Raw genomic sequence first — 22,632 nt, 5'->3', positions numbered from 1 at the left:
CCGACCCCTCACCCCGCTGGTTCGGCTTCCACGAGGTGTTCCACGCGCTGACCGTGGCAGCCTTCACCGCGCACTACCTCGCCATCTCCCTGGCCACCTACTGACCGCCACATCACCTTCTAGCTGTCCGCCTGCTCGCCCCACCAGCGTCCTGATCCGTGGCGAGACCGGCCTGCGTGCCACCGGGGTCCATGCCGGGCAGGAAACATCACCGGAATAATCGCGCTCTTTTGAGCGCTTAACGGCGGCGACCGCCCTTCCTGAAACACTGCGCTTCGGGTGGGTCAATATCTATGGCCGCGAGGTGAGAGTTTAACGCGTCTCGCGGAAAGTGTTTTTGCCGCTATCGGCAGTGTGAAGTCATTTACCGTACCCGGGCTGCTACCTCATGCTACTGTCGATCTCAGTTGCAGTCGTGGTTCCCAAAAACTTCAAGCGCCTTCGCCGGTATTTTCAGCCGCCGGCGGCGTTCTCGTATGGCCGGTCATTTTCCGGACGGGGCATCATCGCGACGACCCGGTATCCGTGCTCGCGGGTCCCGACGTACTGCCCAACAGGAGATATGACATGGCGTCAGGCACAGTGAAGTGGTTCAACGCGGCCAAGGGTTTCGGCTTCATCGAGCAGGACGGTGGGGGTGCTGACGTGTTCGCCCACTTCTCGAACATCGCCGCCCAGGGCTTCCGCGAGCTGCTCGAAGGCCAGAAGGTCACCTTCGACATCGCGGCGGGCCAGAAAGGCCCGACGGCCGAGAACATCGTCCTCGCCTGACGCTGACGCGCGCTTCGTAGCTGGGGCCCGCATCCCTCGGGGTGCGGGCCCCAGCTACGGGTATTTCCCGCAGTGGTGTGACCTGTGGGACGCGAAGCGCCCGCAGTCCCTCGTCCAGGGATGCGCGCCTCGTCCGAGGCGCAACCGGTAGGCGTCCGGGATTTCACGACCGTATGGCGTCAGAAATTCCGTCAATGCAACCCGCGCCAGATTCATTGCACTCCAGATTTCTTTTCACATTTCGTTCGGCCCGTTCTTGAGATTCCCCGCGCTGCTTCCGCTGCGGGAATTCCTTGATACGCGCCGTATCAAGGAAGGTTCACAATGAACTACGCACGTACGAATGACCGCTCTTCCCGTCGCAGCCGTACCGACGGTACCGCTTTCGGCGCCGGCGCCGGTTCGAGGCGGGGCAACCGTTTCGGATCGTCCACCCCGAGCCGTTCTGGGGGTCCGAGCCGTTCGGGCGGCTACGGCCGGCGGCCCGCAGCGGTGCAGGGCGAGTTCGCCCTGCCGGAGACGATCACTCCCGCACTGCCCGCGGTCGAGGCGTTCGCCGACCTCGACATGCCCAAGCAGCTGCTGGCCGCGCTGACCGCGCAAGGCGTGAGCGTCCCGTTCCCGATCCAGGGCGCGACCCTGCCCAACACCCTTGCGGGCCGTGACGTCCTGGGACGCGGGCGCACCGGCTCCGGCAAGACCCTCGCTTTCGGCCTGGCACTGCTGGCCCGCACCGCCGGACAGCGCGCCGAGCCCCGCCAGCCGCTGGCCCTAGTCCTCGTGCCGACGCGTGAGCTGGCCCAGCAGGTGACCGACGCGCTCACCCCCTACGCCCGCTCGGTGCAGCTGCGTCTCGCCACGGTCGTCGGAGGAATGTCGATCGGCAGGCAGGCCAATGCGCTGCGCGGTGGCGCCGAGGTCGTCGTCGCGACGCCGGGCCGGCTCAAGGACCTCATCGACCGCGGGGAGTGCCGGCTGAACCAGGTCGCGATCACCGTCCTCGACGAGGCGGACCAGATGGCCGACATGGGCTTCATGCCCCAGGTCACCGCGCTCCTGGACCAGGTCCGCCCCGAGGGCCAGCGGATGCTGTTCTCCGCCACCCTCGACCGCAACGTCGACCGCCTGGTCCGCAGCTACCTCAGCGACCCCGTCGTGCACTCCGTCGACCCGTCGGCCGGTGCGGTCACGACGATGGAGCACCACGTCCTGCACGTCCACGGCGCCGACAAGCACGCCGCCACGACCGAGATCGCCGCCCGCGAGGGCCGGGTGATCATGTTCCTGGACACCAAGCACGCCGTCGACCGGCTGACGCAGGACCTGCTCAACAGCGGCGTGCGGGCCGCCGCCCTGCACGGCGGCAAGTCGCAGCCGCAGCGCACCCGGACCCTGACCCAGTTCAAGACCGGGCACGTCACCGTGCTCGTGGCCACCAACGTCGCCGCCCGCGGCATCCACGTCGACAACCTCGACCTCGTCGTCAACGTCGACCCGCCGACCGACCACAAGGACTACCTGCACCGCGGCGGCCGCACCGCCCGCGCCGGCGAGTCCGGCAGCGTCGTCACCCTGGTCACCCCCAACCAACGCCGCGACATGACCCGCCTCATGACCGCCGCCGGCATCGTGCCCCAGACCACCCAGGTCCGATCCGGCGAAGAGACCCTCAGCCGGATCACCGGCGCCCAGACGCCCTCCGGCATCCCCGTGACGATCACCGCGCCGGTCGCCGAGCGGCGTCAGCGCAGCACGTCGTCGTCACGCGGCCGTCGCAGCCCCGCCTCGGCTGCCCGCCGCAGGACCGGGCGGCAGTCCTCGTTCAACGCGGCGGCGTAAGGACTTCGTGTTCAGGAAACTGGCCCACCTCTGCAGGAGGCACCTTGTGACGATCGTTCAGATGCAGCCCCGCTCGACGGGCGCCGTCCTCGTACCGAGGACGGTGGCCGACGCCATGGACACCGCCGGACCGCAGGTCTGTGACGACATGACCGTCGAGGTGGCCCTGTCCGTCATGGCGAGCGCCTGCACCGGGCACCTGCTCGTCTGCGACAACGACGGCGTGTGCACCGGGCGTCTCACCCAGGCCCAGCTCACCGCGGTCCGCGACAGTTCCGTGTACACGGACCGGGTCCAGCTGCGGGACATCCTCATCGACCCGGGGCCCTTCGCCTCTCCCGGGACCACGATGGCCGAAGCCGAGCGCGCGATGCGCTACCGCCGCCTCGACGCCCTGCCGGTGTTCGACGAACACGGCGACGCCCTGGGCATCCTCGCCCTGGCCGCCCGCTGAACCGCCTCGACCGTGGCAGAACCATCCCCTCCTTCAACTCCCTGTGAGGCATCATGCGCTGTGTCATCGCCCGCTTCCCCTTCGACCTCACCAAGAGCGGCGTCCTGGAATCGATGAAGGGCGTCAAGCCTGAGGAAGCCTTCGAGGCGTCCGTGATCATCGGTCGTCGCACCTACCCGGTCAAGCAGGTCGGGCAGGTCGTCACCCGCCAGGACCGCCGCGACTTCAGCGCCGGAGAAGTCCTGCGGGCCATGACCCAGCTCGGCTTCACCTGCCGCGACCTTTCTCAGGCCGCTGCACCCACGCGCACGCTCAGCGCGTTCCAGGAGGCTTCCGCGATGCTCGGGGCCCCCGCAGCCGTCTGACCGACGGACAGGCGTGAGCCGTCGTCGAAGCAGCAGTGGGCTCGCCGCCATCACCGTGCACTTCAGTGCCATCCTTCTGGCAGCCACATGCGGCAGTGCAGGGCGCGCGGCGGCAGAGTCCGACCGCACACGGTCCGATAGTGGTGACGGCTGGGCGGCTGGGACACGTGGTCCAGGACCCGTTCGGTGCTGGACTGGGCACCGGCACCAGCACGTCCGGGACAGAGTCCTGAGCGGCATCCAGTCGAGGAGTGAGGAGGCGCCGTGACCGCATGGGGGTCAGGCGGGAATCGCGAGGGCGGGGCGTTGACGCTGCCGGGGACGCTGGAGGCGGCGGAGGCCGCGGCGCCCGTGGAGTCGCTCGACGTGGTCGCGCGCATGCTCAAGGAGCGCCTGGGGGCGGCGTCGGTGTCGTTCCTGATCACCGACTTCAACGGCAGCTCGGTCGTACGGCTGGGTTCCGCGGGCAGTGTCGAGACCGATGAACCGGCCCGGCGCATCCCGCTACGGGGCACTCTGTACGACGATGTGATCCGCAGCCAGAGGCCGAGGGCCGAGGACAAAGGCGGCGGGGCGGCGGTGCGCATCGTCGCTCCGGTGACCAATCGCGGAGACGCCATCGGGCTCCTGGAGCTGTTCCTGCCGACGGCGCCGGATGCGGAGACGATGCGCGAGATCGGTGAGACGGCGCACGCGCTGGCCTACATCGTCATCGCGAACCGGTCCTTCACCGACGTCTACCAGTGGGGCCGGCGTACCGTCCCGCTGAGTCTGGCCGCGGAGATCCAGCACCGGCTGCTCCCGGTGTCGCTGGCGTGCGAGGCGGCGCAGTTCGCGGTGGCCGGGGCGCTGGAGCCCGCCGAGCACGTCGGGGGAGACACCTTCGACTACGTGATCGACCGGGACGCCGTCCAGCTGTCCGTCACCGATGCCATGGGCCACGACGTCGCCGCCGCACTGCTGGCCACCCTGGTGGTGGGCGCCCTGCGCCGGGCACGGAGGGCGGGCGCCGGCCTCGAGGACCAAGCCCGCCAGGCCGACCAGGCCATGCGCGAACACGGCCACGGAGGCTACGTCACCGGTCAGCTGCTGCGGATCAGTCTGCTCGACGGCAAGAGCGAGTTCATCAACGCCGGACACCCCTGGCCGCTGCGGATGCGGGACGGGAAAGTGCAGCAGATCGTCCCAAAGGTCGATCTGCCGTTCGGCTTCCAGCCCCCGCACCCCTATCGCGTGCAGTCGCTGGACCTGCGACCCGGCGACCGGCTGGTGATGCTGACGGACGGCATGCTGGAACGCAACGCCCGGAGCCTGGACCTGTCGGACCTGATCGTCCGCACCCGTGCGCTGCACCCCCGGGAGGCCGCTCGCACCCTCATCGGGGCGATCGTCGACGCCGGCCACGGTCACCTGGAGGACGATGCGACCGTCATGTGCCTGGACTGGCAGGGAGCCGGCCGTTCCCAGCGAGACGCCGCCACCGGCGCCGACCTCACCGACGCCTCACCCCCATCAGGAACGGAACCAACCGCTGCAGCGCGTTAAACTTGGAGCCGCATGGCGGGTCCCACACCGCCAAGCCGCCGCGACGGGCGGCATCACCGTGGAGACCCGCGCCCGGTTCGGTTACACCGCGCCCATCGGCACGACCGACCTTCCGCCGCCTCACCGTGCACCTCCCCCGGAGTACGCGCAGCACCTCTTCGACGCCGCAACGACGGGGCCGTGCTCCAGGGCGCCGGCGACGTCGGTGGCGAGGGCGTAGCCGGGGCTGTCGTCGAGGAGTCCGTGCAGCCGAAATCTAGTGCTGTGACGCTCTGACGGAATTCGGTCCGACGGGAGAGGCCACGCCATGCCTGACTCAGTCCGTGCGAAGTACTACGAGCATCGGGCGCCGGTCTACGACGCGACGAGCTATCGGGGCAATCCCGAGACGGACGCGGGTCTCGACCTGGAGACGGCCGAGATCGGAAACCTGCTTCCCCGTTCCCTGCCTCCGGACGGCCGGATTCTGGAGGTCGGCTGTGGAACCGGGGTGTGGACACAGTTCCTGCCCGGCCGGGTCACCGCCATGGACCAGAGCCAGGGGATGCTCGACATCGCCCGGACCCGCGCTCCTCACGCCCAACTGGTCAGGGCCGCCTTTCCTCCGCTGCCCTTTCCAGACGATGCGTTCGACCTCGTATTCGCCGCCAACTTCTACGGGTTGCTCGTAGCGGACGAGCGTGACGCGTTCCTCGCCGAGGCGAGCCGCGTGGCGCGCGGACTCGTCATCCTCGACCTGCGCAGCGACGGCCGCACGCACGTGGAAGGGCTGGAACACCGTGAGGTGGACGGCGTCCCCTCCCCGATCTTCCGGCGCCGGTTCACTCCGTCCAGTCTCCTCGCGGAACTGGGCGGGGACGTCCTGCATCCAGGCCGCTACTTCCTTGTGGTCAGAGCACCCCTGCGCAAGGACTGACAGTGATGATTGCTGCGTCTTCGCCCGAGGTCCTGACTCCAGCCGCGCCCAGCGACCCTGCTCGCCTCACCCGAGGACATCGAGGAACGGCTGGACACTCCACCGGCTCCGCCACAGCGCCCTGACACACGATGCCGAAGACGGCACCGCGCCCTGACCGGCCACTCCCGCCAGCTCACCGCTCCCCAACCCGGCCGCCGCGCCCCGGCCCCCGATCAGCTCACGTACACAGCCGACTTCGCCTGGCCCCACCGGTGGTGGATCGCCGGAACCAATGGCAAGCCGCCCCGGGAGTCGAGCCGGTACGAGCGGGCCCGGGTCGCCAGCCTCGCCCTGCAGAACGCGATCCGCGACGCCCGCATCGCACCCGCGCGCACCGAGGACCACCACGACCAGGAGGCGGCTGTGCCGCACGCGGTCGACCACCCAGGCCGGGACGTAGCCCTCACCCCGGCGCAGCGGGCCGCGGCTGTCCAGGCTCACCAGCAGGCCGCGATGCCCGAGCTGTTGGAGGGCCGCACGACCGACCCGGCGACGTGGATGCGTACGCCGGAGGCCCTCAGCCGGTTTGCTGCCGTCACTCGCGAAGCCGAAGGCCGCCGCCGCGCCGTCGCCGCCAGGAATCAGCCGGACAGCGCGACTGCCCCGGACAGCCAGCAGCAGCACCACACGCACCAGCCAGGCCAGGACGGGGGAGAGGAACCCGGCCGCTGAACGGGCGCCGTGCCCGTCCGGCGGGACGGGAGACGAAGTCCCCGAACCGGCTGCCGGGACGCGGCCGACGCGCATGCCCCGGAGCCGGCCGGGAACAGCGAGGGTGCAGGGAGAGACCAGCCGAAGCCTGGAGGCCCCGATGGTTGAACCGATCCCGCCGCTCTCGCCGGAGCAGTTGGAGCGACTGAAGGAGCTCGCCGACGCATCCCGGCTGCGGGCGGCGCGGCACCAGCCCCCGAAGCCGCCGCGGCGCCGTCGCCGCACGGGCAGTACCCCAGCGGCAAGCCGAACCCGCCGTGGCAGCCCGCGCGTCACTGCGGGTGCCGCCGGGGATGATCCGAACGATGCGGTGCGCACCGCACCCGACGATGAACCGCATCGCGCGCACCGCGGCGCACCACGATGAACTTCATCGCGCGCACCGGTGCGCGCACCGACGATGACGTTCACTCCCGGCCGCCGCACTGAGCTTCCGCCAACTTGAAATCGCAGGTCGAAGGGCTGGTGTGACTGGTTCTCGGGGTGCTCACGCTGGTCGAGGGCGACAGTCCGCGGAGTAGATCATCTGGCAGGAACCGTCGGCTCGCTGGTTCCTGCCCGCGGTGGCCAGGTGGCCTTCTACGATCCGGTCTGCTCGGAGCCAGTCGGCATGGGCCGGCCCGGAGCCGCCCCAACCGCCTGGCTGTCCCGCGCAATGGTCGAGGACGGAGTCATGACAGGGGAAGTGAGCGAGATCGCTCTGAGTGAGCAAGATCTTCGTGAGGTCACCGCGTTCGCTGCAGCGTGCGCGGAAGTGGTGCTCGAGGTATTCGAAGGCGATCAGCCGGACGACTTGCGGCCTCGAGACGCTATCGGCGCCGCGTGGGAGTTCGCTCGAGGTGGTGAGCGAGGGAAGGCTCTGCGCGACAAAGCGTGGGCAGCACTCAAGGCAGCCAAGAGCGCGGACACTGCGGCTGCGCGCGAGTCGGCTCGGGCAGCGATGTCTGCGGCAGGCGCTGCCTACCTGCATCCGCTGGCCAAGGGCACCCAGGTCAAGCACATCCTCGGAGCTGGCGCTTACGCGGCCAGAGCGGCCGAACTCGTCGCCGACGACGATCGGAGCGTTGGTGCCGAACACCTTGAGCAGACGGTGCATCGTGCGATACCTGCCGTCGTTGACGTGCTCAAACGCTTCCCGACGGCGCCGAGTGGCGGCGGACGGGTTGGTGAGTTGATCCGCATGCTGGACGCTGACCTTCGTTCACTCACCCTCGCTGAGTGACTTGGAACGTTCAGACGGTGCGGCCCCACCTCCGTCAGCGGTTGACTTCGAGGTTCGTCAAGACAAGCAAGGCGCGCAGGAGCTGGGTGGCGCGGGCGGGGTCGGTGCGGAGAGCTCGCGAGCGACGACGGCCCGACCGAGGAATAGACGAGCGAGCTCCCTGCTGCGCACGTCGCGGGGAGGGGCCCAGTCGTGCACGGTTTAGGGTCCCTACGTGGCACACACCTTCGAAGAACTCGTGGAGAAGCAACGCGCCGCCGACCAGGCGCACGCGACCGTACAAGCCCTACGCACCAAAGGCGACCCGCCCGCTTACGAGACCGCATGGCAGGCATGGCGCGACCTCGCCCAAGACGTGCAGGGCGCAGTCACCGTGCACGCGAAAGAGCAGGGCGCGATGCGGGCCGGCGTGGAGCTTGAGGTGAAGAAGGCAGTCCGCCACACCGAGTAGCGAGCACGCAGCTGCGCCCCCAGCCGCACTCGGCCTGCATGTTGCGCTATCCGCCGCCGGTCCCCGGCGCCCCCGAACTGCGCGCCTACCAACACCGCGCAGCCGCCGCCGGCATCGCGCTCCTCAACTACCGACTCAGCTGAAACCACCAGCGCTCCCGCCCACGCCCGTAGCCCCGATTCCAGCGACGCTGACTGGCATCGGGGCAGCCCCGCCTCGCGAAGTAGGTCTCGGACTACGAGCGCTACGCCGGGCACTGCGTCTGGGAGGGCGCCCGCGGCACGATCGGCGGGACGTACCTGTTCTGACAGCGCCGACTCAGGAGTTCCGCGCGGCCGTTGCCACGGGCAGCGCCTGACGCTGTCCCGTCCGGGCACCCGCTGCGGCCCTGGCCGCAGCCTGCAACAAGATCTCTGCAATACATGGGGACCACAGCACCCGTTGCTGTCAGCGGGGGAGCTGGGCGTGGATGGTTTTGCCGTAGCCGGGGCCGGGGTGATGGTCAGGTGGTGGGTGAGGCGGCGGATCATGTGCCAGCCGAAGCCGCCGCTGGCGCCGCCCAGGTCGGGGGTGCGCTCGCGTGGGTGTGCCGGGCTGGGGTCGCTGACCGCGGCGGTGAGCGCGTCGGGGCCGGCGGTCAGTTCCAGGGTGTAGTGGCCGCCACCGTGGCGCAGGGAGTTGGTGACGAGCTCGGAGACCACCAGGACGAGGGTGTCGGCCATGTCCGGGCCGGGCGCGAGGGTGAGGCGGTCGGTGAAGGCGCGGGCGGCCCGGCGGGCCTGGCTGACGCCGGCTGCTCGGGTACCGGGCCGAACGCGAAACGCTCACCCCGGTCTGGCCCGCCGCTCGTGGAGGCCCGGTACTGAACCATCCGGGCTACCTGTCACTTGATCCACTGATCGTCAACGCCACCCCACCCACGAGTGGCCGTCCCCGCCCACGGGGCGCCATCTGGGTTCGGCGTCCCGGCATCCGCTTAGCTGGGGCCCGGGTCGGTGAAACTGTGTGGCAGGTGGGGTAGAAAAGATGCTGTGGGTTGGCCGGTCACGGGCGACCCCTTCTCATGTACCAGCCGGGGCGTTCCCGGCGATATCGAAGGACAGCAGTATGGCCAGCGGCACCGTGAAGTGGTTCAACGCCGAGAAGGGCTTCGGTTTCATCGAGCAGGACGGTGGTGGGCCGGACGTCTTCGCCCACTACTCGAACATCGCCGGCAACGGCTTTAGGGAACTGGCCGAGGGCGAGAAGGTCACCTTCGACGTCGGCCAGGGCCAGAAGGGCCCCCAGGCGGAGAACATCGCCCGCCACTGACGGAAGCAGCCCGAGCAAAGGACGGGGCCCGGCAGTATGCCGCCGGGCCCCGTCCTTTCCTGCAGGTGTGGTGCGACTGCCGTGCCAGGAGACGTAGGTGGCGGCCGTTTCTGATATGGCGGAGATGCTGGCCCCGCCCTGTACGGTCGCGCTCCAGCGGCTCCCGTCGGAGCCGTCCAACGCGGACCACACCACCGAGTAGGCCGACCACGCTGCCGCCAGCCCCGACCCCTGCACAGGCGTGAGTCCTTGCGGTCGCGTCATCCCCAGGAGTGACAGACGTCCTCATCGCGGCTTCCGGTGCGCCACACTGGAGGGAGGCGGCCGAAGTCGTCGCCCAATCTTCTCTGACCGCTGCCCAGTTGCGGGAGATCACTGGTGTACTCGCCTCCCTCTGACCCGGACACCGAACAGCGCATGCGCGTCCACCATGCACGCGCCGCCAAGCGCCTGGCGGTCCAGGTCGAGCCGGGCGGGGAGTTCTGGGGTTGGGCCGGGCGCACCCTGGGCGCCCCGGCCCGCACTGCCGCCGGCACCCCGGTGTGGCTGCGCCTGGTGTCCGCGCCGGCAGACAAGGCCTCGGGGAAGTTGTGGGACGGTGCCCTGGATGCACAGCATGCCTTCGGTGACCTTGACGGGCACCGGCCCGCACTGCTGGGCCTGTACGAGAGCGTTGACGACTCCACCGCCTACCGGGCGGAGCTGTCGGTGCGCGTCGACCAGCCGGTTCTCTCCGACGGCCCGATCCTGCGACACGACCTCCAGTTGCCGGACTCCTGGTGGACCGACCTGGCGGCGACGCTGGAGAAGGTGGCGGTGGCCGACACCCATCGCGTCGCCGTGCGCGAGCAGTACATGAACCGGACCATCCCCGAGTTCCTCGGCACCCCGGCCCCGGCCGTGACCGCCTGGACCACCGCCCACGGCGACCTCCACTGGGCGAACCTCACCGCGCCCCTGCGAATGCTCGACTGGGAAGGATGGGGCCACGCCCCAGAAGGCTTCGACGCCGCCACCCTCTACGCCTACACGCTGCTCCAGCCGAACATCGCCGCCCGCGTCCGCGCCGTCTTCCCCGTCCTGGGCAGCCCGGACGGCCTCGCCGCCGAAGCGACCGTGTGCGCCCTGCTCCTGCAGACCGTCAGCCGCGGCGACAACCTCGTCCTCGAGGACCGGCTCCGGGACTGGTCCGAGGACCTCCGCCGCCGACTGCCCTGAGACCAGCCCGCCCACCCGATGCCACGGACCTCGACCGCACCGGCGTGCGGCATGAACTGGATCCAGCACCGTCGTCCGAACGCCTCCCGGATCTCCTCCACCGAGCCCGGGTCGCGCACATCGGGCCAGGCCCGCGGATCCATCCGGGCTACCTCCACGAGCGCCATCCCCTCCTGGCGGGCCCGGTCGTTGGGCAGCCGCGCCATGACCTCCACCGCGAGTTCCTCCACCACCACGCCGTACCGCATGCCGCATCCTCGGCGATCTGCTCAGTGGATCCGTGATGCCGGATCGGCGTGGCCACCACCTTCGGGTGTTGCTCGTCCTGCGCATTGCTCCCGGACCATGACGGGCGGTCGCCGTAGAGGCTGCTTCTCCCTGGCACTGCCGTGTCTGCGCGCGGGTGAAGCTCGTACGAGGCGGTTGCGGTGCCTGGCGGGGCAGGACGGGGCCGGCCGGAGCGGTGGTCCAGCCGCTTGGCGGCACTCTCTGTCCCTGTTCCGTTCGAGGCCGACTGCCTCACTGTCGGACACGCGAAAATCTGTGTTGGCTGGAGTAGACATTGGGTGGTGGGCGTGGTTATGGTTTCTCTCGTAGCCGAGATCGACAAGGGCCTGGCAGACATGAACTGCCGGGCAGCAGTACACGCAAGGGCAGTTCGCAGGACGGTGCGGTGGTGGAGTTCCGAAGCCAGGGTTGTCGCAGGACGGCGACGGGACTGACGGCCGGACCGGGTGGCCCGCAGTGATCAGGGGCCGCCACGAGCAGTACGGCTCAACTCGGTGGTAGTTCAGTAGGTCGCGGTACCAGCAGTGTGGTTTGTCAGTGGTTCCCCGGTGAAGGCGTCGGCTGCGGGCGCGCGTGCCGGGAGGTTCGGCAGTGGGGTTCCAAGCCAGAGCAGACGCAGGACGGGCGACGGGGCTGGCTGCCGGAGAGTGGCGCTGTCGCAGGCCACCAGCGGTTCGCAGTACCAGCAGTACAGGTTCGGTAAGTGACGGGTTTAGAGGGAAAGAACGGAGGGGCCAGGCGCCATCAGGATCGCCCGGGCGGACGTCTTGGACCCGGGTACCGCAGGACATCGATAGTGAGGTGGTCTCCGGTCGAGCAACCGCGATCCCCGCACACGTCCTCACCCCCTCGTGGGCCAGTGCGGAAACAGTAGGCCGGCGCAGGACTAGGGCCGGTAGATGGTGTGGCAGTTCCTTCGGGGCCCTGGCGCGCATAGCGCCAGGGCCCCTCCACGTGTTTCTCAGAGAGGTGCGATGACAGCAGACGATTCTTACGGCCGTCTCGACGACGACGACTATCCCGCCTACACGATGGGCCGGGCCGCCGAGTTGCTCGGCACCACCCAGGGCTTCCTCCGCGCTATCGGAGATGCCCGCCTGATCACCCCGCTGCGCTCGGCGGGCGGCCACCGCCGCTACTCCCGCTACCAACTGCGCATCGCCGCCCGCGCCCGGGAACTCGTCGACGGCGGCATGCCCGTCGAGGCCGCCTGCCGCATCGTCATCCTCGAAGACCAGCTCGAAGAAGCCCAACGCATCAACACCGAACACCACCGCACCGCCGAATCGAAGAATCCCTAGGCCGCCCGTGTGTACCCGGAAGCGGTCAGGCAGGCCCACGCCGTTTCTCCGCCCTCCACCAGCCTCGGACGGGATGGGCCGGCAATCACTCCCGCACACGCCCCCGAACGGATGAACAGCGCCAACCGGCCATACCACCTCGCGGCGGCCCGTGGGACGCAGGCAGCAAGGGTAGGAGTGCAAACCATGGAACTACCCTGCTGCCCATTCCAGTCCGAGGGCGGCGAGTGCGGCGAGCTTGTCGGCGTTGAGTTTCCCGCGCCTGCTCTTGCTGTTCGACAGGAACACCCCGAACTTCACCTCACTCCCATCCGGCAGCGTCTCTTCGTGTCCTCTGGGGACGGTTACTGACCCGGTGCGGGTCTTGTACTGCGCGAGGGCCGCGACGCCCCGTTCGAAGGTGTTCACGGGCGCCGTGGGTGGCTTTGCGGGGGCTTCGGGGCCGGCGGGACGACGCCGACGACCTCCAGGCGTTCGCCGAGGCGTCGCGCAGGGGTCCATCGCTCATACGGGCTCTCCAGGGCGGGGGCAGCGGTCGGGCGTCGACCGCGGGCGGGCGTGACGCGCGCATCGGGCAGCAGGCCGTGGGCGAGGCAGGCCGTCGACGGCAGCCAAGAGGCGTGCGAGGGCCCACTGACCCGTAACCGGGGAAATGTTCGTTGTCCTTCTTCAGGGAAGGAACCCCGCCGTTGTGACGTCCGGCGGCCCACGTCGGGAAGGGGTGCGGCCCGGCCCTGCCAGAGCGCGGACACGGGCCGGGCCACGGCTGACAACCCTAGACCGGGCAGCGGCATCCAGGGTCCTCAACGTTCGCGTATCAGGTCCACTCCCACGTACGCGACCTCTGGTCCAACGACCTCCCGCCCGCCCGGACACGGCGCTCCGCGCGGCGAGGATCGCCCTGGGAGAGCGGACGCCGGGAGAAGAGTGGCGATGCAGCCCGCGCTTCACGCGCCGCTGCGGGGGTACGCCGTGTGGACGGCGGCGACCCTCTGACACGGGGAGGACGGAGCCGGGCGCCCGTTGCCCGTGACCGGCCTCGATCCTGTCCGGCGCCACGGGCCGCGCCGCGCGCTGCCCGTCGCGTCCGGCCGTCACCGGCGAGCCCGTCACCACCCTCGGGCGGGTGAATTCGGCGCCCCGGCTGCCGGAAAGGTACTTCCTGCGGGGGACAGCGTGTCAGTGCCGCTGCCTAGCGTCCAAGGCGTGACAACCTCATCGCGCCCCACGGCGCCTGCTGCCCCGGCGGTGACCTCGTGAGCCTGACCTCCGGACTTCGCTGCCCGCGCACCCCGCTGCGCCGGTTTTTGGACCGTGAACTGTCGGCCGGCGCCCACCTGTTGCGCAAGAGCTTCCGCGCCCGGGACCACAGCGACCACATCCTGCTGCCGGGCCCGGTGTCGGCACCGAGGCCGGGAACGTCGGCACCGCGATCGACAACCGGCTGCGCCTGGCGTTCACCACGGCCCAGCCCCTCGACCCCGCCGGGATCACCCTCACCGGCACCTACGACTCCGACGCGGGCCAGCGGATGCGGCGCGTCGGCGAAGAACTCGCCACACGCCTGGAGGAGACCGTCCACGCCCTGCGCCTCGATGACCGCGCCCTGCCCATGGACCGGGCCCACGACGAGGAGGAGGACCTGGCCCGCCTTCCGATCGCCGCGGCCTGGTACCAGGTCAACTACCGCACCTCGATCGGCTTCGCCTACACCCCACTGGCCATTCGCTGCCCGAGCGCCATCGGCTGCGACTGCGTCGCGACTCCTCGGGCCGCTGCTGACTCCCGTGCCCGGCTTCGATACTCGCGAGGCCGGGCACGGCAGGTAGGGGGCCGTACTGCCGGGGCTCAGGCGTCGATGATGACGGGGATGATGAGGGGCCTGCGGCGGTAGGTGCGAAACGCCCAGTTCGCCACGGCGCGGGCGATGAGCTGTTCGAGTTGGATTGCGTTCCCGACGCCTTCGTCGGCGGCGGTGGCTAGGGTCTTCTCGATGACGGGGATGACCGGCTCGAAGGTGGTGTCGTCATGGGCGAAGCCGCGGGCCAGGAAGTCGGGGGCTTCGGCGAGGGTGCCGGTGTCGGCGTTGACGATCGCCACCACCGTGACTACACCCTCTTCCCCAAGCGTGCGGCGGTCCTTGAGGGAGGCTTCGGTGACGCCGCCGACCTCCATCCCGTCCACGTAGACGTAGCCTGCGGGGACCTTCCCGGTGATGGACGCGCGGCCGTCGACGAGGTCAACGACGACGCCGTCCTCGGCGATGACGACCCGGTCCGGGTCGACACCGGTACGGATGGCGAGGTCGCCGTTGGCCTGCAGGTGGCGCCATTCGCCGTGCACAGGCATGACATTGCGGGGTTTGACGATGTTGTAGCAGTAGACGAGTTCGCCGGCGCTGGCGTGCCCGGAGACGTGGACCTTGGCGTTGCCCTTGTGGACCACGTGGGCGCCCCACCGGGTAAGCCCGTTGATGACGCGGTAGATGGCGCTCTCGTTGCCGGGGATGAGGGAGCTGGCGAGCAGGACGGTGTCGCCCTTGCCGATACGGATCTGGTGGTCGCGGTTGGCCATCCGTGACAGCGCGGCCATCGGTTCGCCCTGGGAGCCGGTGCACACCAGAGTGATCTTGTGGTCCGGGAGCTTCTCCAGCTCCTTCGTGTTCACTACCAGACCGGAGGGGACCTTCAGATAGCCCAGGTCACGGGCGATTCCCATGTTGCGGACCATCGACCGGCCGACGAAGGCGACCTTGCGGCCGTGCTGGTGGGCGGCGTCCAGGACCTGTTGGATGCGGTGCACATGGCTGGCGAAGCTGGAGACGATGACCCGGCGCGGCGCGGTGCGCAGTACCTGCTCGATCGCCGGGTTCAGCTCACGCTCGGAGGTGGTGAAGCCGGGTACTTCGGCGTTGGTGGAGTCGGTGAGGAACAGGTCCACGCCCTCCTCGCCGAGGCGGGCGAAGGCACGCAGATCGGTGATGCGGTCGTCGAGAGGGAACTGGTCCATCTTGAAGTCGCCGGTGTGCAGCACCATCCCGGCGCCGGTGCGGATCGCGACCGCGAGGCCGTCCGGGATGGAGTGGTTGACCGCCACGAACTCGCAGTCGAAGGGCCCGAAGCTGCGCCGGTCGCCCTCCCGCACGCGCACCGTGCGCGGCCGGATGCCGTGTTCCTTGAGCTTGGCCTCCAGGAACGCCAGCGTCAGCTTGGAGGCGACGATGGGAATGTCGGACCGCTCGCGCAGCAGGTAGGGCACGCCGCCGATGTGGTCCTCGTGGCCGTGGGTGAGGACCACGGCCACGATGTCGTCCAGCCGGTCCCGGATGGAGGTGAAGTCCGGAAGGATTACGTCTACGCCGGGCTGGGTCTCTTCGGGGAACAGCACGCCGCAGTCGACGATGAGCAGTTTGCCGGCGTGCTCGAAGACGGTCATGTTGCGGCCGATCTCGCCCAGGCCGCCCAGGGCGATGACCCGCAGCCCTCCTTCGGGAAGGGGCGGAGCGGCTTTTAGCTCGGGGTGCGGATGACTCATGCCTGGACGTTACCCGGAGAGTGGAACGAGGTGATCAACACCCGGTCGCGACAGTGCACGAAAAGCCCGCATTCCGACGTGTATCCGTGCATTCACCCGGAGCAACCGCCTGCCGGTACTGCTCCCCGTGGACGAAGGCCCCGGTGTGGGCGGACTGGATCCGTCCTCACGCCGTACGAAAGCGGAATGCCCCTGTGCCGCCGCCCAGGCTCAGCCATATGTGGTCGCCCTCTTTGACCAGCCTCAGCGCGACGTGCGCACAGCCCGGGCATCGAGCGGTAAGGCCTGGTGCGGGGCCGTAGACGTGCAATTGGGCGAGCGGTCCCGAGCGGGTGCATTCGGGGCAGCGCCACCAGGCCGAGGTCGTCTCCACGGCGAAAATCTCCGAGAGCGGGCCAGCCAGGCTGTTGCCGTCGAGATGATGGGTGATGTTCTCTGCCATGAGGAGCTCCGGTCAGCCGAAACGCTCGGTTCGGATGGTGGCGGGATCTTGCCCCAGGTCCACCAGCAGATTGGCGGCCGTCTCCACGAAGCCGGTGGGGCCGCAGACGTACACCAGACAGGTGTGGGTCAGCCGGGCAAGTGGCCTTTCCAGATCGGTGCGTTTGAGGCGGCCCGGGCCTCGAGAGTTGTCGGGCGGAGCCTGTCGGGTGTAGAGGAACTCGACTTCCAAGCCCGTTACGACGTTGGTGAGTTCGTTGCCGTACCAGATGTCCTGCGGCGTGCGGGCACTGTACAGCAAGTGGAAAGGAGTCTCTGGCTGTGCCTGCCGGCGAGCGCGGATCATCGCAGTCAGGGGCACGATGCCGGACCCGCCCGCGACCAACAGCACTGAACCGGTCTGGTCAGGGCGCCACACGAACCAGTTGCCGAGCGGGCCACGGATCTCTACCTCGGCGCCAACCGACAATTGATCGGCCAGATAAGGCGACACCTCGCCACCAATCACGGCTTGGACACCCAATTCGATGCAGTCGCCATCGGCAGGCGCGGCAAGGGAGTAGCTGCGTACGGCCTGGTAGCCGTCGTCGGCCGTCAGGCGTACATCGACATGCTGGCCCGCGAGGTGACCGGGCCAGCCAGGGACGGCGAAGTGCAGCGAACGGGCCGTAGGCGTCTGGGAACTGCTGCTGTGCAGGCGGGCCGATCGCCAGGCGAGGGGCATGGTCAGTCGCCCCAGGTACGCTGCTCGCGCCAGGGGTCGCCGTAGTTGTGGTAGCCAGCAGACTCCCAGAAGCCCGGGTCGTCCTGCACAGTGAGTCGCAGTTCGCGCACCCACTTGGCGGACTTCCACAAGTACAGGTGCGGCACCAGCAGGCGGGCCGGTCCCCCGTGCTCCGGGGAGAGCGGATAGCCGTCATAGGTGTGTACGATCCACGCTTTGCCGTCAAGGACGTCCGCCAGCGGCATGTTGGTTGTATAACCGCCGTAGCTCTGGGCGACGACATAGTCGGCAGCCGTCTCGATGTCCTCAAAGAAGGCGTCCACGGGTACGCCTCGCCACTGGGTGTCGAACTTGGACCACCGCGTCACGCAGTGGATGTCGGTCACCGTCTCCTGCTGCGGCAGGTCCATCATCTGCTGCCATGTCCAGGCGCGGGTGGCACCGGACTCGGTCGTGATGGCGAAGGTCCAGGTGTCGGTCTCCACTTGTGGGGTCGGTCCCGCCGACAGTACCGGGAACTGCTCAGTGGGGTACTGACCAGGAGGCAACCGATCCGCCAGTGAGTGCGTGCGGCCACGGAAACCGGGTGAGAAGCCGCTCATGGATATCCGCCTCCTCGTATATCCGACGTGGCTGGCACATGACCACCATCATCTGCCGCCCCGCGCGCGCTCGCATGCCGTGTCGCCGACCCCCGGCCCACAGCCTGCCCCCGGACGTCTACTGGGACGCCGCGACGTACCTCGCCAACTCAACCGGCGGCGGCAACCCGGCAAGGAAAGGCGCCGCCACGTTCAGCTACCTCACAGCGCTCACCCTGAGCGCGAAGCAGGGCGCCGAGGAGCGCGCCGAGGCGCAGCACATCAACCAGGCATTCCTCGTCCCGCAGGACACCAAGCCCTACATGTCGGCGAAGAAGGTGCCCGGACAGACGGCAGCGGATCCACTCCACCGCACGGTGAGCGCACGCCGCATCGACGACAACCGCAAAGCCGCGGTCAAGCAGTGCAAGCGGTACTGGGGCCCCAACTACACCAGCGGCGGCAAGGAATGCGACGAGTACCCCTTCGCGAGCACCTATGAAGGAGCTGCCGAGCATGACTACGACCCAGAGGCACAAAAGTTCAACTTCTCCGCGAAGCCGATCCCGGGCGACGACAACCAGGCGGGCGGCTCCCTCCTGAAGAGCTTCTACGCCAAGAACCGCATCATCGACGGACTGGATGACGGCTTTATCGTCAAGATCGTCACCTGACCTGTGCTGCGGCGGGAGCGCCCCTGACACGAGTCGCTCCCGCCGCAGCCGGTTCACGATTTAGCGGGCCAGAACTGCACGAGGTAACGCTCCACGCCGTGGCCGGTGCCCTCGCCTTCCGACAGGGCTGCGGCCTCGGCCCGGCCTGCGCAGTGGACACGGACGTGCCACGAACCGCCGGAGTCAGCCAGCGTGATCAGGTCGTCCATCCGGCCCGTGTGCATGGACCACACGGCTACTTGACCACTGGTCGACTCGAATTCGGCTTCGGCCACCTCGTCCCAGTCGGACCGGTTCTGGACGGGTGGCGGGCCGTCCCACACTTCGACGCCGACTGTGGCGGTGTGGGTATGGCCGCCGCTGGTGATGTCCAGGCGGCCCGGGTGAGTGCTGAGGAACGCGTGCCGGTTGAAGTCGTCCGGGAAAGGCACCGGCAGGTCCGCGTCGTCGGATTCCTGCAATCCGAAAGCGTGGAAGCCCACGTACGCATTCAGTTCCTGCTGCCGCACAAGCTCTGCCATGAGCGCCCTTTCGACATCACACACGACTGGCCATCCCCGAGATCGTAGGCCGGTGCCGTACCGGTGCTCCCGGCCGTTACGGGCATGGTCGGGGGCATTGTGGTGAGTGGGTGTCAGTGCTCAACGAGCCGAGGTCGGTTGTGCCGGAGGTGTTTCTGGCGTCTCACGAGACGCAATCAACAACCCCCCGGGTCAACCCGTACCTCGAAACGAACCGTACCCATTGAGGATCGCCCGGTTGAGCGGTACTTCCCGCAGGAACCGGTCCCGGTCCGCCGGGCTGTGTATCAGGTCTGCCTTACGGGCCACCACCTCCCGGGCCTGCCGGGCCAACTCGTCCGCTTCGGCCGCACCATCCGCCGCCCGCAGGACGACCGCCGCGTGGTGGAGTACCTCCTCGGTGCGCAGCGCCGGCAGGTCGCCAACCTCTTCCAGGATCGCGATCGCCTGCCGGGCGTGCCGGGAGGCCGCTGCGGTTTCCCCTTGTATCAGGTGGATGCGGCTGCGCAGGGAGAGGGCCGCCACCTTGCTGCGGACCATACCGGTCTGCTCCGTCTCACGGACCGTCTCGTCGGTGAGCCGCGCCGCCAGGCCCAGCTCGTCCGTGTCGCCGTCCGCCAAGGTCACGATGACCTCCGCGTACAGGTTGCGGACAATGGGAACCAGGTCGACTTTCCAGGTCTGCTCCATCTCGTGCCAGGCTTCTTCGGCCAGTACCCGACTGTGCATTCTCTCCCCGGGGTCACGGGAATCCCGGCTGAGGAGCAATGCGAGGAGGGCGGTGTTGTACGCGTGCCAGTTGCTCGGCCCGCCCTGCGCCTCGTCGATGTCACGTGCCTCGCGCAGGGCTGCGGCCGCCTCGTCTTCCGAGCCCATGGCGACGTACAGCTGGGCCAAGTAGTTGAGCGCGACCGGCAGGTTGGCGTACAGCGGGTCGGTGCGCAGCTGTTCGACACACCGGGTCAGCAGGTCCCGGGCCTGGTCGAGATAGCCCGTGTCGAAGAGGTTGACCCCGAGCTGCAACTGGCTGCCCAGGGTGCGGACCTGCCGGATGGGGTCGTTGCCGTCGCCCAGAGTGGGACGGCAATCCTCGAGCAGGCTCTCCGCCTCGAGCTGCATCTGCAGGCCGGCCGCCAGATCTTGCTTGGTCAGATGGCCTCCGTACGTAGACAACGCGGCAAACAGGACGATCGGGTCGGCGCAGACCCGGGCAAGTTCCACAGCCTCGCGGAGCTTGTCGAGGCAGGGCCACAGGCCCTGGGTCGTAAGGAGGACCCGGCCGTGAAGTACGGCTGTCCGGGCCATCAGCGCCGCATCGCCGCTGCGGCGGGCTGCTTCCTCTGCCTCACGCGCCTGCCCCTCCAAGTCCCGGGCCTGCTCCGTGCCGGGCTGGCACTGCCAGCGAGCTTCGGTGAGGGAGAGCAGCAGCTCGATGGCCCGAGCGAGCCGCAGATCACGGTCGGCCGTCCTCGGTGGCAGGCGACGGATGCTGTCGACAGCTTGCCGGCTCAGGGCCTCTGCTTCCCAGAACGACATACCGCTCATCGCCAGCTTTCGGGCGAGCGCAAACTGTGTCCGCGCGGCGTCGTCCCACTGCTGGGCGAGGTGGTAGTGGCGGGCGATTTCCAACTGTATGGGTATCGGCAGGTCATCACGATCGGTCCCCTCTCCGGCCAGTGCGGCAGCGATCCTTGCGTGCGTTTTCCGAGCCTGACCAGCGCTCTGTTCGTCGAGCACGGCCATTTGTACTAGGGCGTTCTCGAAGCGGTAGTAGTCCACTGACGGGTCCTGGGCCCAGGGGAGCGGCGGCACCACCCGGATCAGGCCGTGCCGGCGGCTCACTCGGTGCAGCCGCCCCGCCACCAGGCCGGGCGGCTGCCCGCTCACTGCGGCCACGACGGCGCTGTCGAAGGTTTCCCCTTGCGTTGCCCCGGTGACAAGCAGTTCCAGGATTTCCGGGTCCAGCCCGTCCAGGCGGCGGCGGATCAGCGGTCCCACCGCGTCCGGCAAGGGGCCGTGGAAGTCGCCAGCCGCGCTGAGCATGCCCAGGCACTGGGTAACGAACACCGGATGGCCCTTGGTCAGTTCACTCAGGCGGGCCGGAAGCGACGGCGCTACCGGGCCCGGGTGGTGTCGCCGAACCAGGTCAGCAACCGCCGCGTGGGGCAGACCCGTGAGCGTGCGCATGCTGCACCACCCGCGGAGCTCCCACTGAGCGAGCACGTCGCTGAAGACCCCGGAATCCGCACCCGGATCGGTGCGGTGGCCGAGGAGCAGACCGACAGCGAGCTCCTCCCGATGGAGCCGTTCCACGAGGTACTCAAGAACCAGCATGCTGCTGGGATCCAGCCACTGGACGTCGTCCAGGACGATGACGGTCGGACCGGACGCGGTCGCCGCCTCCTCCAGCGCCGAGGCCACCGCGCGGGCAGCGCCTTGCATGAGCGGCGCCATGCTGTCCGGCTGGGCGGCGGGAGAGTCGATGGCGGTCTGGACGATCTGCGTGGCGGCCTTCAGTAGCGGTCCCAGCGCCGGTACCAGAGAGAGGAGTTCAGGCGCGGCCTGCTGGGTGGACCGGCCGAGGCGACGGAGCAGGGACCGGCGGGGCTGTGGGCGGAGCGCAGCCAGGACGTCGATCACCGGTCCGTAGGCGTTGTGCGTGCCGATCCGGTCGATGCAGCGTGCCTGGACGAAGCGGCATTTCGGGGCGCCCTGTGGTCCACGTCCGTTCCGTGTCACCTCCCGGAGCAGCGCGGACTTGCCCATGCCCTGCTCGCCCCGGACGACGAGCACACCGCCCTCACCGCCGGCCACCGCCCGCAGGAACGCATCTGACGCCGCGATGTGCTCGGTCCGGTCGACAAAAACAGTCGCCACAGCTCCCCCTCGTATGCCGACCCCCATCACGGACAGGAATCAGACGTTCGCTGTCCGCGCTCGGCCGTATCACCTTAACGGCGGCGCGGTACCGGCAAAGTGCATTCCGTCAGCTCCATGCCGTCGTGAGAGAGTCGATGGCGGAACCCTGCTCGGGCTGCCGGTGTCGCGCTCGACCTCGGCCAGGACGTGCGCGACGTCGTTGCCGTCGAGGGTCTTGAGGGCGGCCCGGCGCACCGGGGCGGGGGCGCTCAGCAGGTTGTCGGCGATGCTGAAGGCCTTTTGGAGCGGACGCCAGAGCGGAGGTCGACGACGGCGTGCGCGGCGGCCGCCGCGACAACGGTGACTGCGGCCGCCGGTCGTCTCCCGGATGTAGGGAAAGCGTCGGGGGAGGCTGGAGCCCCCGGTGCTGCGCCCCGAACGCGGTGGGCCGCACGATCGGGACAGGCAGGCTCCCGGGGCTGGGGAGGGGCCGTGATCCTGGTGGTGGGCTGCGTGGTGGCACGCGCGATCTACCAGCACACGCGTCCCGAGCAGCCTCCACTGGCGGCGGGTGTTGTCGGGCAGGGTAAGGGTGATCTGGTCGGCGCGGTGGGAGCCAGTACCGCCGTGGTGACCGTCCTGGTTCTCCTCCTTGGAGGCGCCGCCCCGGAAAAAGCAGGGCAGAGCCCTTCCCCGTTTCCGCCAGCGACGACGGTCTCTGCCTCCCCATCTCCTTAGACGGTGTCCTACGTGGTGAGTTTGAGGAGCTGTTTGTAGCAGCAGAGTGCTGCGGCGAGGCCGAGAAAGGCCAGGTAGTTGCGGGCAATTCGTTCGTAGCGGGGGCTGAGTCTGCGGTAGCCGGAC

Annotated in this window: 21 protein-coding genes and 5 pseudogenes; 16 read left to right on the top strand and 10 right to left on the bottom strand. The window is 69.0% G+C overall.

Translation table 11 applies throughout. From position 1 onward, the window contains the following. From ABZV42_RS40655 to ABZV42_RS40605, 11 genes and pseudogenes are all read left to right on the top strand, one after another. Positions 1 to 104 (top strand): annotated as a pseudogene (locus ABZV42_RS40655) (hemolysin III family protein); the annotation flags it as partial. Positions 105 to 567: 463 nt separating this feature from the next. Beyond that, the gene (locus tag ABZV42_RS40650; protein ID WP_007387007.1) at positions 568 to 771 is read left to right on the top strand and encodes a cold-shock protein; all 204 of its coding nucleotides are present in this window, start codon (positions 568 to 570) and stop codon (positions 769 to 771) included. A gap of 324 nt (positions 772 to 1,095) precedes the next feature. Next, complete coding sequence (locus ABZV42_RS40645; protein WP_355991488.1) at positions 1,096 to 2,610, top strand: DEAD/DEAH box helicase; 1,515 nt, start codon at positions 1,096 to 1,098, stop codon at positions 2,608 to 2,610. 46 nt (positions 2,611 to 2,656) lie between these two features. Continuing rightward, positions 2,657 to 3,064, top strand: a complete 408-nt coding sequence (locus ABZV42_RS40640) for a CBS domain-containing protein (RefSeq protein WP_355991490.1) — start codon at positions 2,657 to 2,659, stop codon at positions 3,062 to 3,064. Positions 3,065 to 3,117: 53 nt separating this feature from the next. Continuing rightward, complete coding sequence (locus ABZV42_RS40635; protein WP_355991493.1) at positions 3,118 to 3,429, top strand: SCO5918 family protein; 312 nt, start codon at positions 3,118 to 3,120, stop codon at positions 3,427 to 3,429. 306 nt (positions 3,430 to 3,735) lie between these two features. Next, positions 3,736 to 4,974, top strand: a complete 1,239-nt coding sequence (locus ABZV42_RS40630; RefSeq protein WP_355991508.1) for a PP2C family protein-serine/threonine phosphatase — start codon at positions 3,736 to 3,738, stop codon at positions 4,972 to 4,974. A gap of 28 nt (positions 4,975 to 5,002) precedes the next feature. Further along, positions 5,003 to 5,083 (top strand): annotated as a pseudogene (locus ABZV42_RS40625) (XRE family transcriptional regulator); the annotation flags it as partial. A 198-nt stretch (positions 5,084 to 5,281) separates the two neighbouring features. Next, positions 5,282 to 5,890 carry a class I SAM-dependent methyltransferase gene (locus ABZV42_RS40620; RefSeq protein ID WP_355991496.1) on the top strand — a complete coding sequence of 203 codons (609 nt, stop codon included), beginning with the start codon at positions 5,282 to 5,284 and terminating at the stop codon, positions 5,888 to 5,890. A 405-nt stretch (positions 5,891 to 6,295) separates the two neighbouring features. Continuing rightward, a complete protein-coding gene (locus ABZV42_RS40615; protein WP_355991499.1) occupies positions 6,296 to 6,604 on the top strand; it encodes a hypothetical protein in 309 nt (102 codons plus the stop codon). Between the two features lie 610 nt (positions 6,605 to 7,214). Further along, on the top strand, positions 7,215 to 7,865 hold the full coding sequence (locus ABZV42_RS40610; RefSeq protein ID WP_355991502.1) for a putative immunity protein: 651 nt from the start codon (positions 7,215 to 7,217) through the stop codon (positions 7,863 to 7,865). 214 nt (positions 7,866 to 8,079) lie between these two features. Beyond that, on the top strand, positions 8,080 to 8,316 hold the full coding sequence (locus ABZV42_RS40605) for a hypothetical protein (RefSeq protein ID WP_355991505.1): 237 nt from the start codon (positions 8,080 to 8,082) through the stop codon (positions 8,314 to 8,316). 551 nt (positions 8,317 to 8,867) lie between these two features. On the opposite strand, the pseudogene ABZV42_RS40600 reads toward ABZV42_RS40605, so the two are convergent. Next, positions 8,868 to 9,050: pseudogene (locus ABZV42_RS40600) on the bottom strand (ATP-binding protein); the annotation flags it as partial. A gap of 373 nt (positions 9,051 to 9,423) precedes the next feature. Between ABZV42_RS40600 and ABZV42_RS40595 the strand changes: the two are divergent. Together ABZV42_RS40595 and ABZV42_RS40590 are read left to right on the top strand one after the other, a co-directional pair. After that, the gene (locus tag ABZV42_RS40595) at positions 9,424 to 9,627 is read left to right on the top strand and encodes a cold-shock protein (protein WP_356057220.1); all 204 of its coding nucleotides are present in this window, start codon (positions 9,424 to 9,426) and stop codon (positions 9,625 to 9,627) included. Positions 9,628 to 10,044: 417 nt separating this feature from the next. Next, on the top strand, positions 10,045 to 10,845 hold the full coding sequence (locus tag ABZV42_RS40590; protein ID WP_356057218.1) for a hypothetical protein: 801 nt from the start codon (positions 10,045 to 10,047) through the stop codon (positions 10,843 to 10,845). 5 nt (positions 10,846 to 10,850) lie between these two features. Here the strand turns inward: ABZV42_RS40590 and ABZV42_RS40585 are convergent. Next, a pseudogene (locus tag ABZV42_RS40585) lies at positions 10,851 to 11,093 on the bottom strand (hypothetical protein); the annotation flags it as partial. 1,014 nt (positions 11,094 to 12,107) lie between these two features. Here ABZV42_RS40585 and ABZV42_RS40580 point away from each other — a divergent pair. Beyond that, positions 12,108 to 12,434 (top strand): MerR family transcriptional regulator, encoded by a 327-nt coding sequence (locus ABZV42_RS40580; protein WP_355991533.1) that lies wholly within the window; start codon positions 12,108 to 12,110, stop codon positions 12,432 to 12,434. A 192-nt stretch (positions 12,435 to 12,626) separates the two neighbouring features. Here ABZV42_RS40580 and ABZV42_RS40575 read toward each other — a convergent pair whose 3' ends face one another. Then, positions 12,627 to 12,842: a helicase associated domain-containing protein gene (locus ABZV42_RS40575; protein WP_355991536.1), complete on the bottom strand. Its 216-nt coding sequence runs from the start codon at positions 12,840 to 12,842 to the stop codon at positions 12,627 to 12,629. A gap of 1,123 nt (positions 12,843 to 13,965) precedes the next feature. On the opposite strand from ABZV42_RS40575, the gene ABZV42_RS40570 reads away from it, so the two are divergent. Next, a complete protein-coding gene (locus ABZV42_RS40570) occupies positions 13,966 to 14,328 on the top strand; it encodes a hypothetical protein (protein WP_355991539.1) in 363 nt (120 codons plus the stop codon). On the opposite strand, the gene ABZV42_RS40565 is transcribed toward ABZV42_RS40570, so the two are convergent. The 4 genes from ABZV42_RS40565 to ABZV42_RS40550 all read right to left on the bottom strand — a co-directional run bounded on the left by ABZV42_RS40565 (position 14,283) and on the right by ABZV42_RS40550 (position 17,735). Next, the gene (locus ABZV42_RS40565) at positions 14,283 to 15,968 is read right to left on the bottom strand and encodes a ribonuclease J (protein ID WP_355991541.1); all 1,686 of its coding nucleotides are present in this window, start codon (positions 15,966 to 15,968) and stop codon (positions 14,283 to 14,285) included. The genes ABZV42_RS40570 and ABZV42_RS40565 overlap by 46 nt on opposite strands. 166 nt (positions 15,969 to 16,134) lie before the next feature. After that, positions 16,135 to 16,410 (bottom strand): DUF6510 family protein, encoded by a 276-nt coding sequence (locus ABZV42_RS40560; protein WP_355991544.1) that lies wholly within the window; start codon positions 16,408 to 16,410, stop codon positions 16,135 to 16,137. Between the two features lie 12 nt (positions 16,411 to 16,422). Next, a complete protein-coding gene (locus ABZV42_RS40555; RefSeq protein WP_356057216.1) occupies positions 16,423 to 17,133 on the bottom strand; it encodes a ferredoxin reductase in 711 nt (236 codons plus the stop codon). Positions 17,134 to 17,135: 2 nt separating this feature from the next. Beyond that, positions 17,136 to 17,735 carry a molybdopterin-dependent oxidoreductase gene (locus tag ABZV42_RS40550; RefSeq protein ID WP_356057214.1) on the bottom strand — a complete coding sequence of 200 codons (600 nt, stop codon included), beginning with the start codon at positions 17,733 to 17,735 and terminating at the stop codon, positions 17,136 to 17,138. 38 nt (positions 17,736 to 17,773) lie between these two features. Here ABZV42_RS40550 and ABZV42_RS40545 point away from each other — a divergent pair, with 38 nt between their 5' ends. Next, on the top strand, positions 17,774 to 18,388 hold the full coding sequence (locus ABZV42_RS40545) for a NucA/NucB deoxyribonuclease domain-containing protein (protein ID WP_356057212.1): 615 nt from the start codon (positions 17,774 to 17,776) through the stop codon (positions 18,386 to 18,388). A 53-nt stretch (positions 18,389 to 18,441) separates the two neighbouring features. On the opposite strand, the gene ABZV42_RS40540 is transcribed toward ABZV42_RS40545, so the two are convergent. The 3 genes and pseudogenes from ABZV42_RS40540 to ABZV42_RS40530 all read right to left on the bottom strand — a co-directional run. Further along, positions 18,442 to 18,909 (bottom strand): hypothetical protein, encoded by a 468-nt coding sequence (locus ABZV42_RS40540; protein WP_356057210.1) that lies wholly within the window; start codon positions 18,907 to 18,909, stop codon positions 18,442 to 18,444. A 192-nt stretch (positions 18,910 to 19,101) separates the two neighbouring features. Continuing rightward, entirely contained in the window at positions 19,102 to 21,786 is a 2,685-nt protein-coding gene (locus tag ABZV42_RS40535; protein WP_356057208.1) for an AAA family ATPase, read from the bottom strand. A gap of 728 nt (positions 21,787 to 22,514) precedes the next feature. After that, positions 22,515 to 22,632, bottom strand: a pseudogene (locus ABZV42_RS40530) (IS5/IS1182 family transposase); the annotation flags it as partial.

The sequence above is a fragment of the Streptomyces sp. NPDC005281 genome, assembly GCF_040607495.1.
Taxonomy (GTDB): domain Bacteria; phylum Actinomycetota; class Actinomycetes; order Streptomycetales; family Streptomycetaceae; genus Streptomyces.
This window is presented reverse-complemented; position numbering and strand designations above follow the sequence as displayed.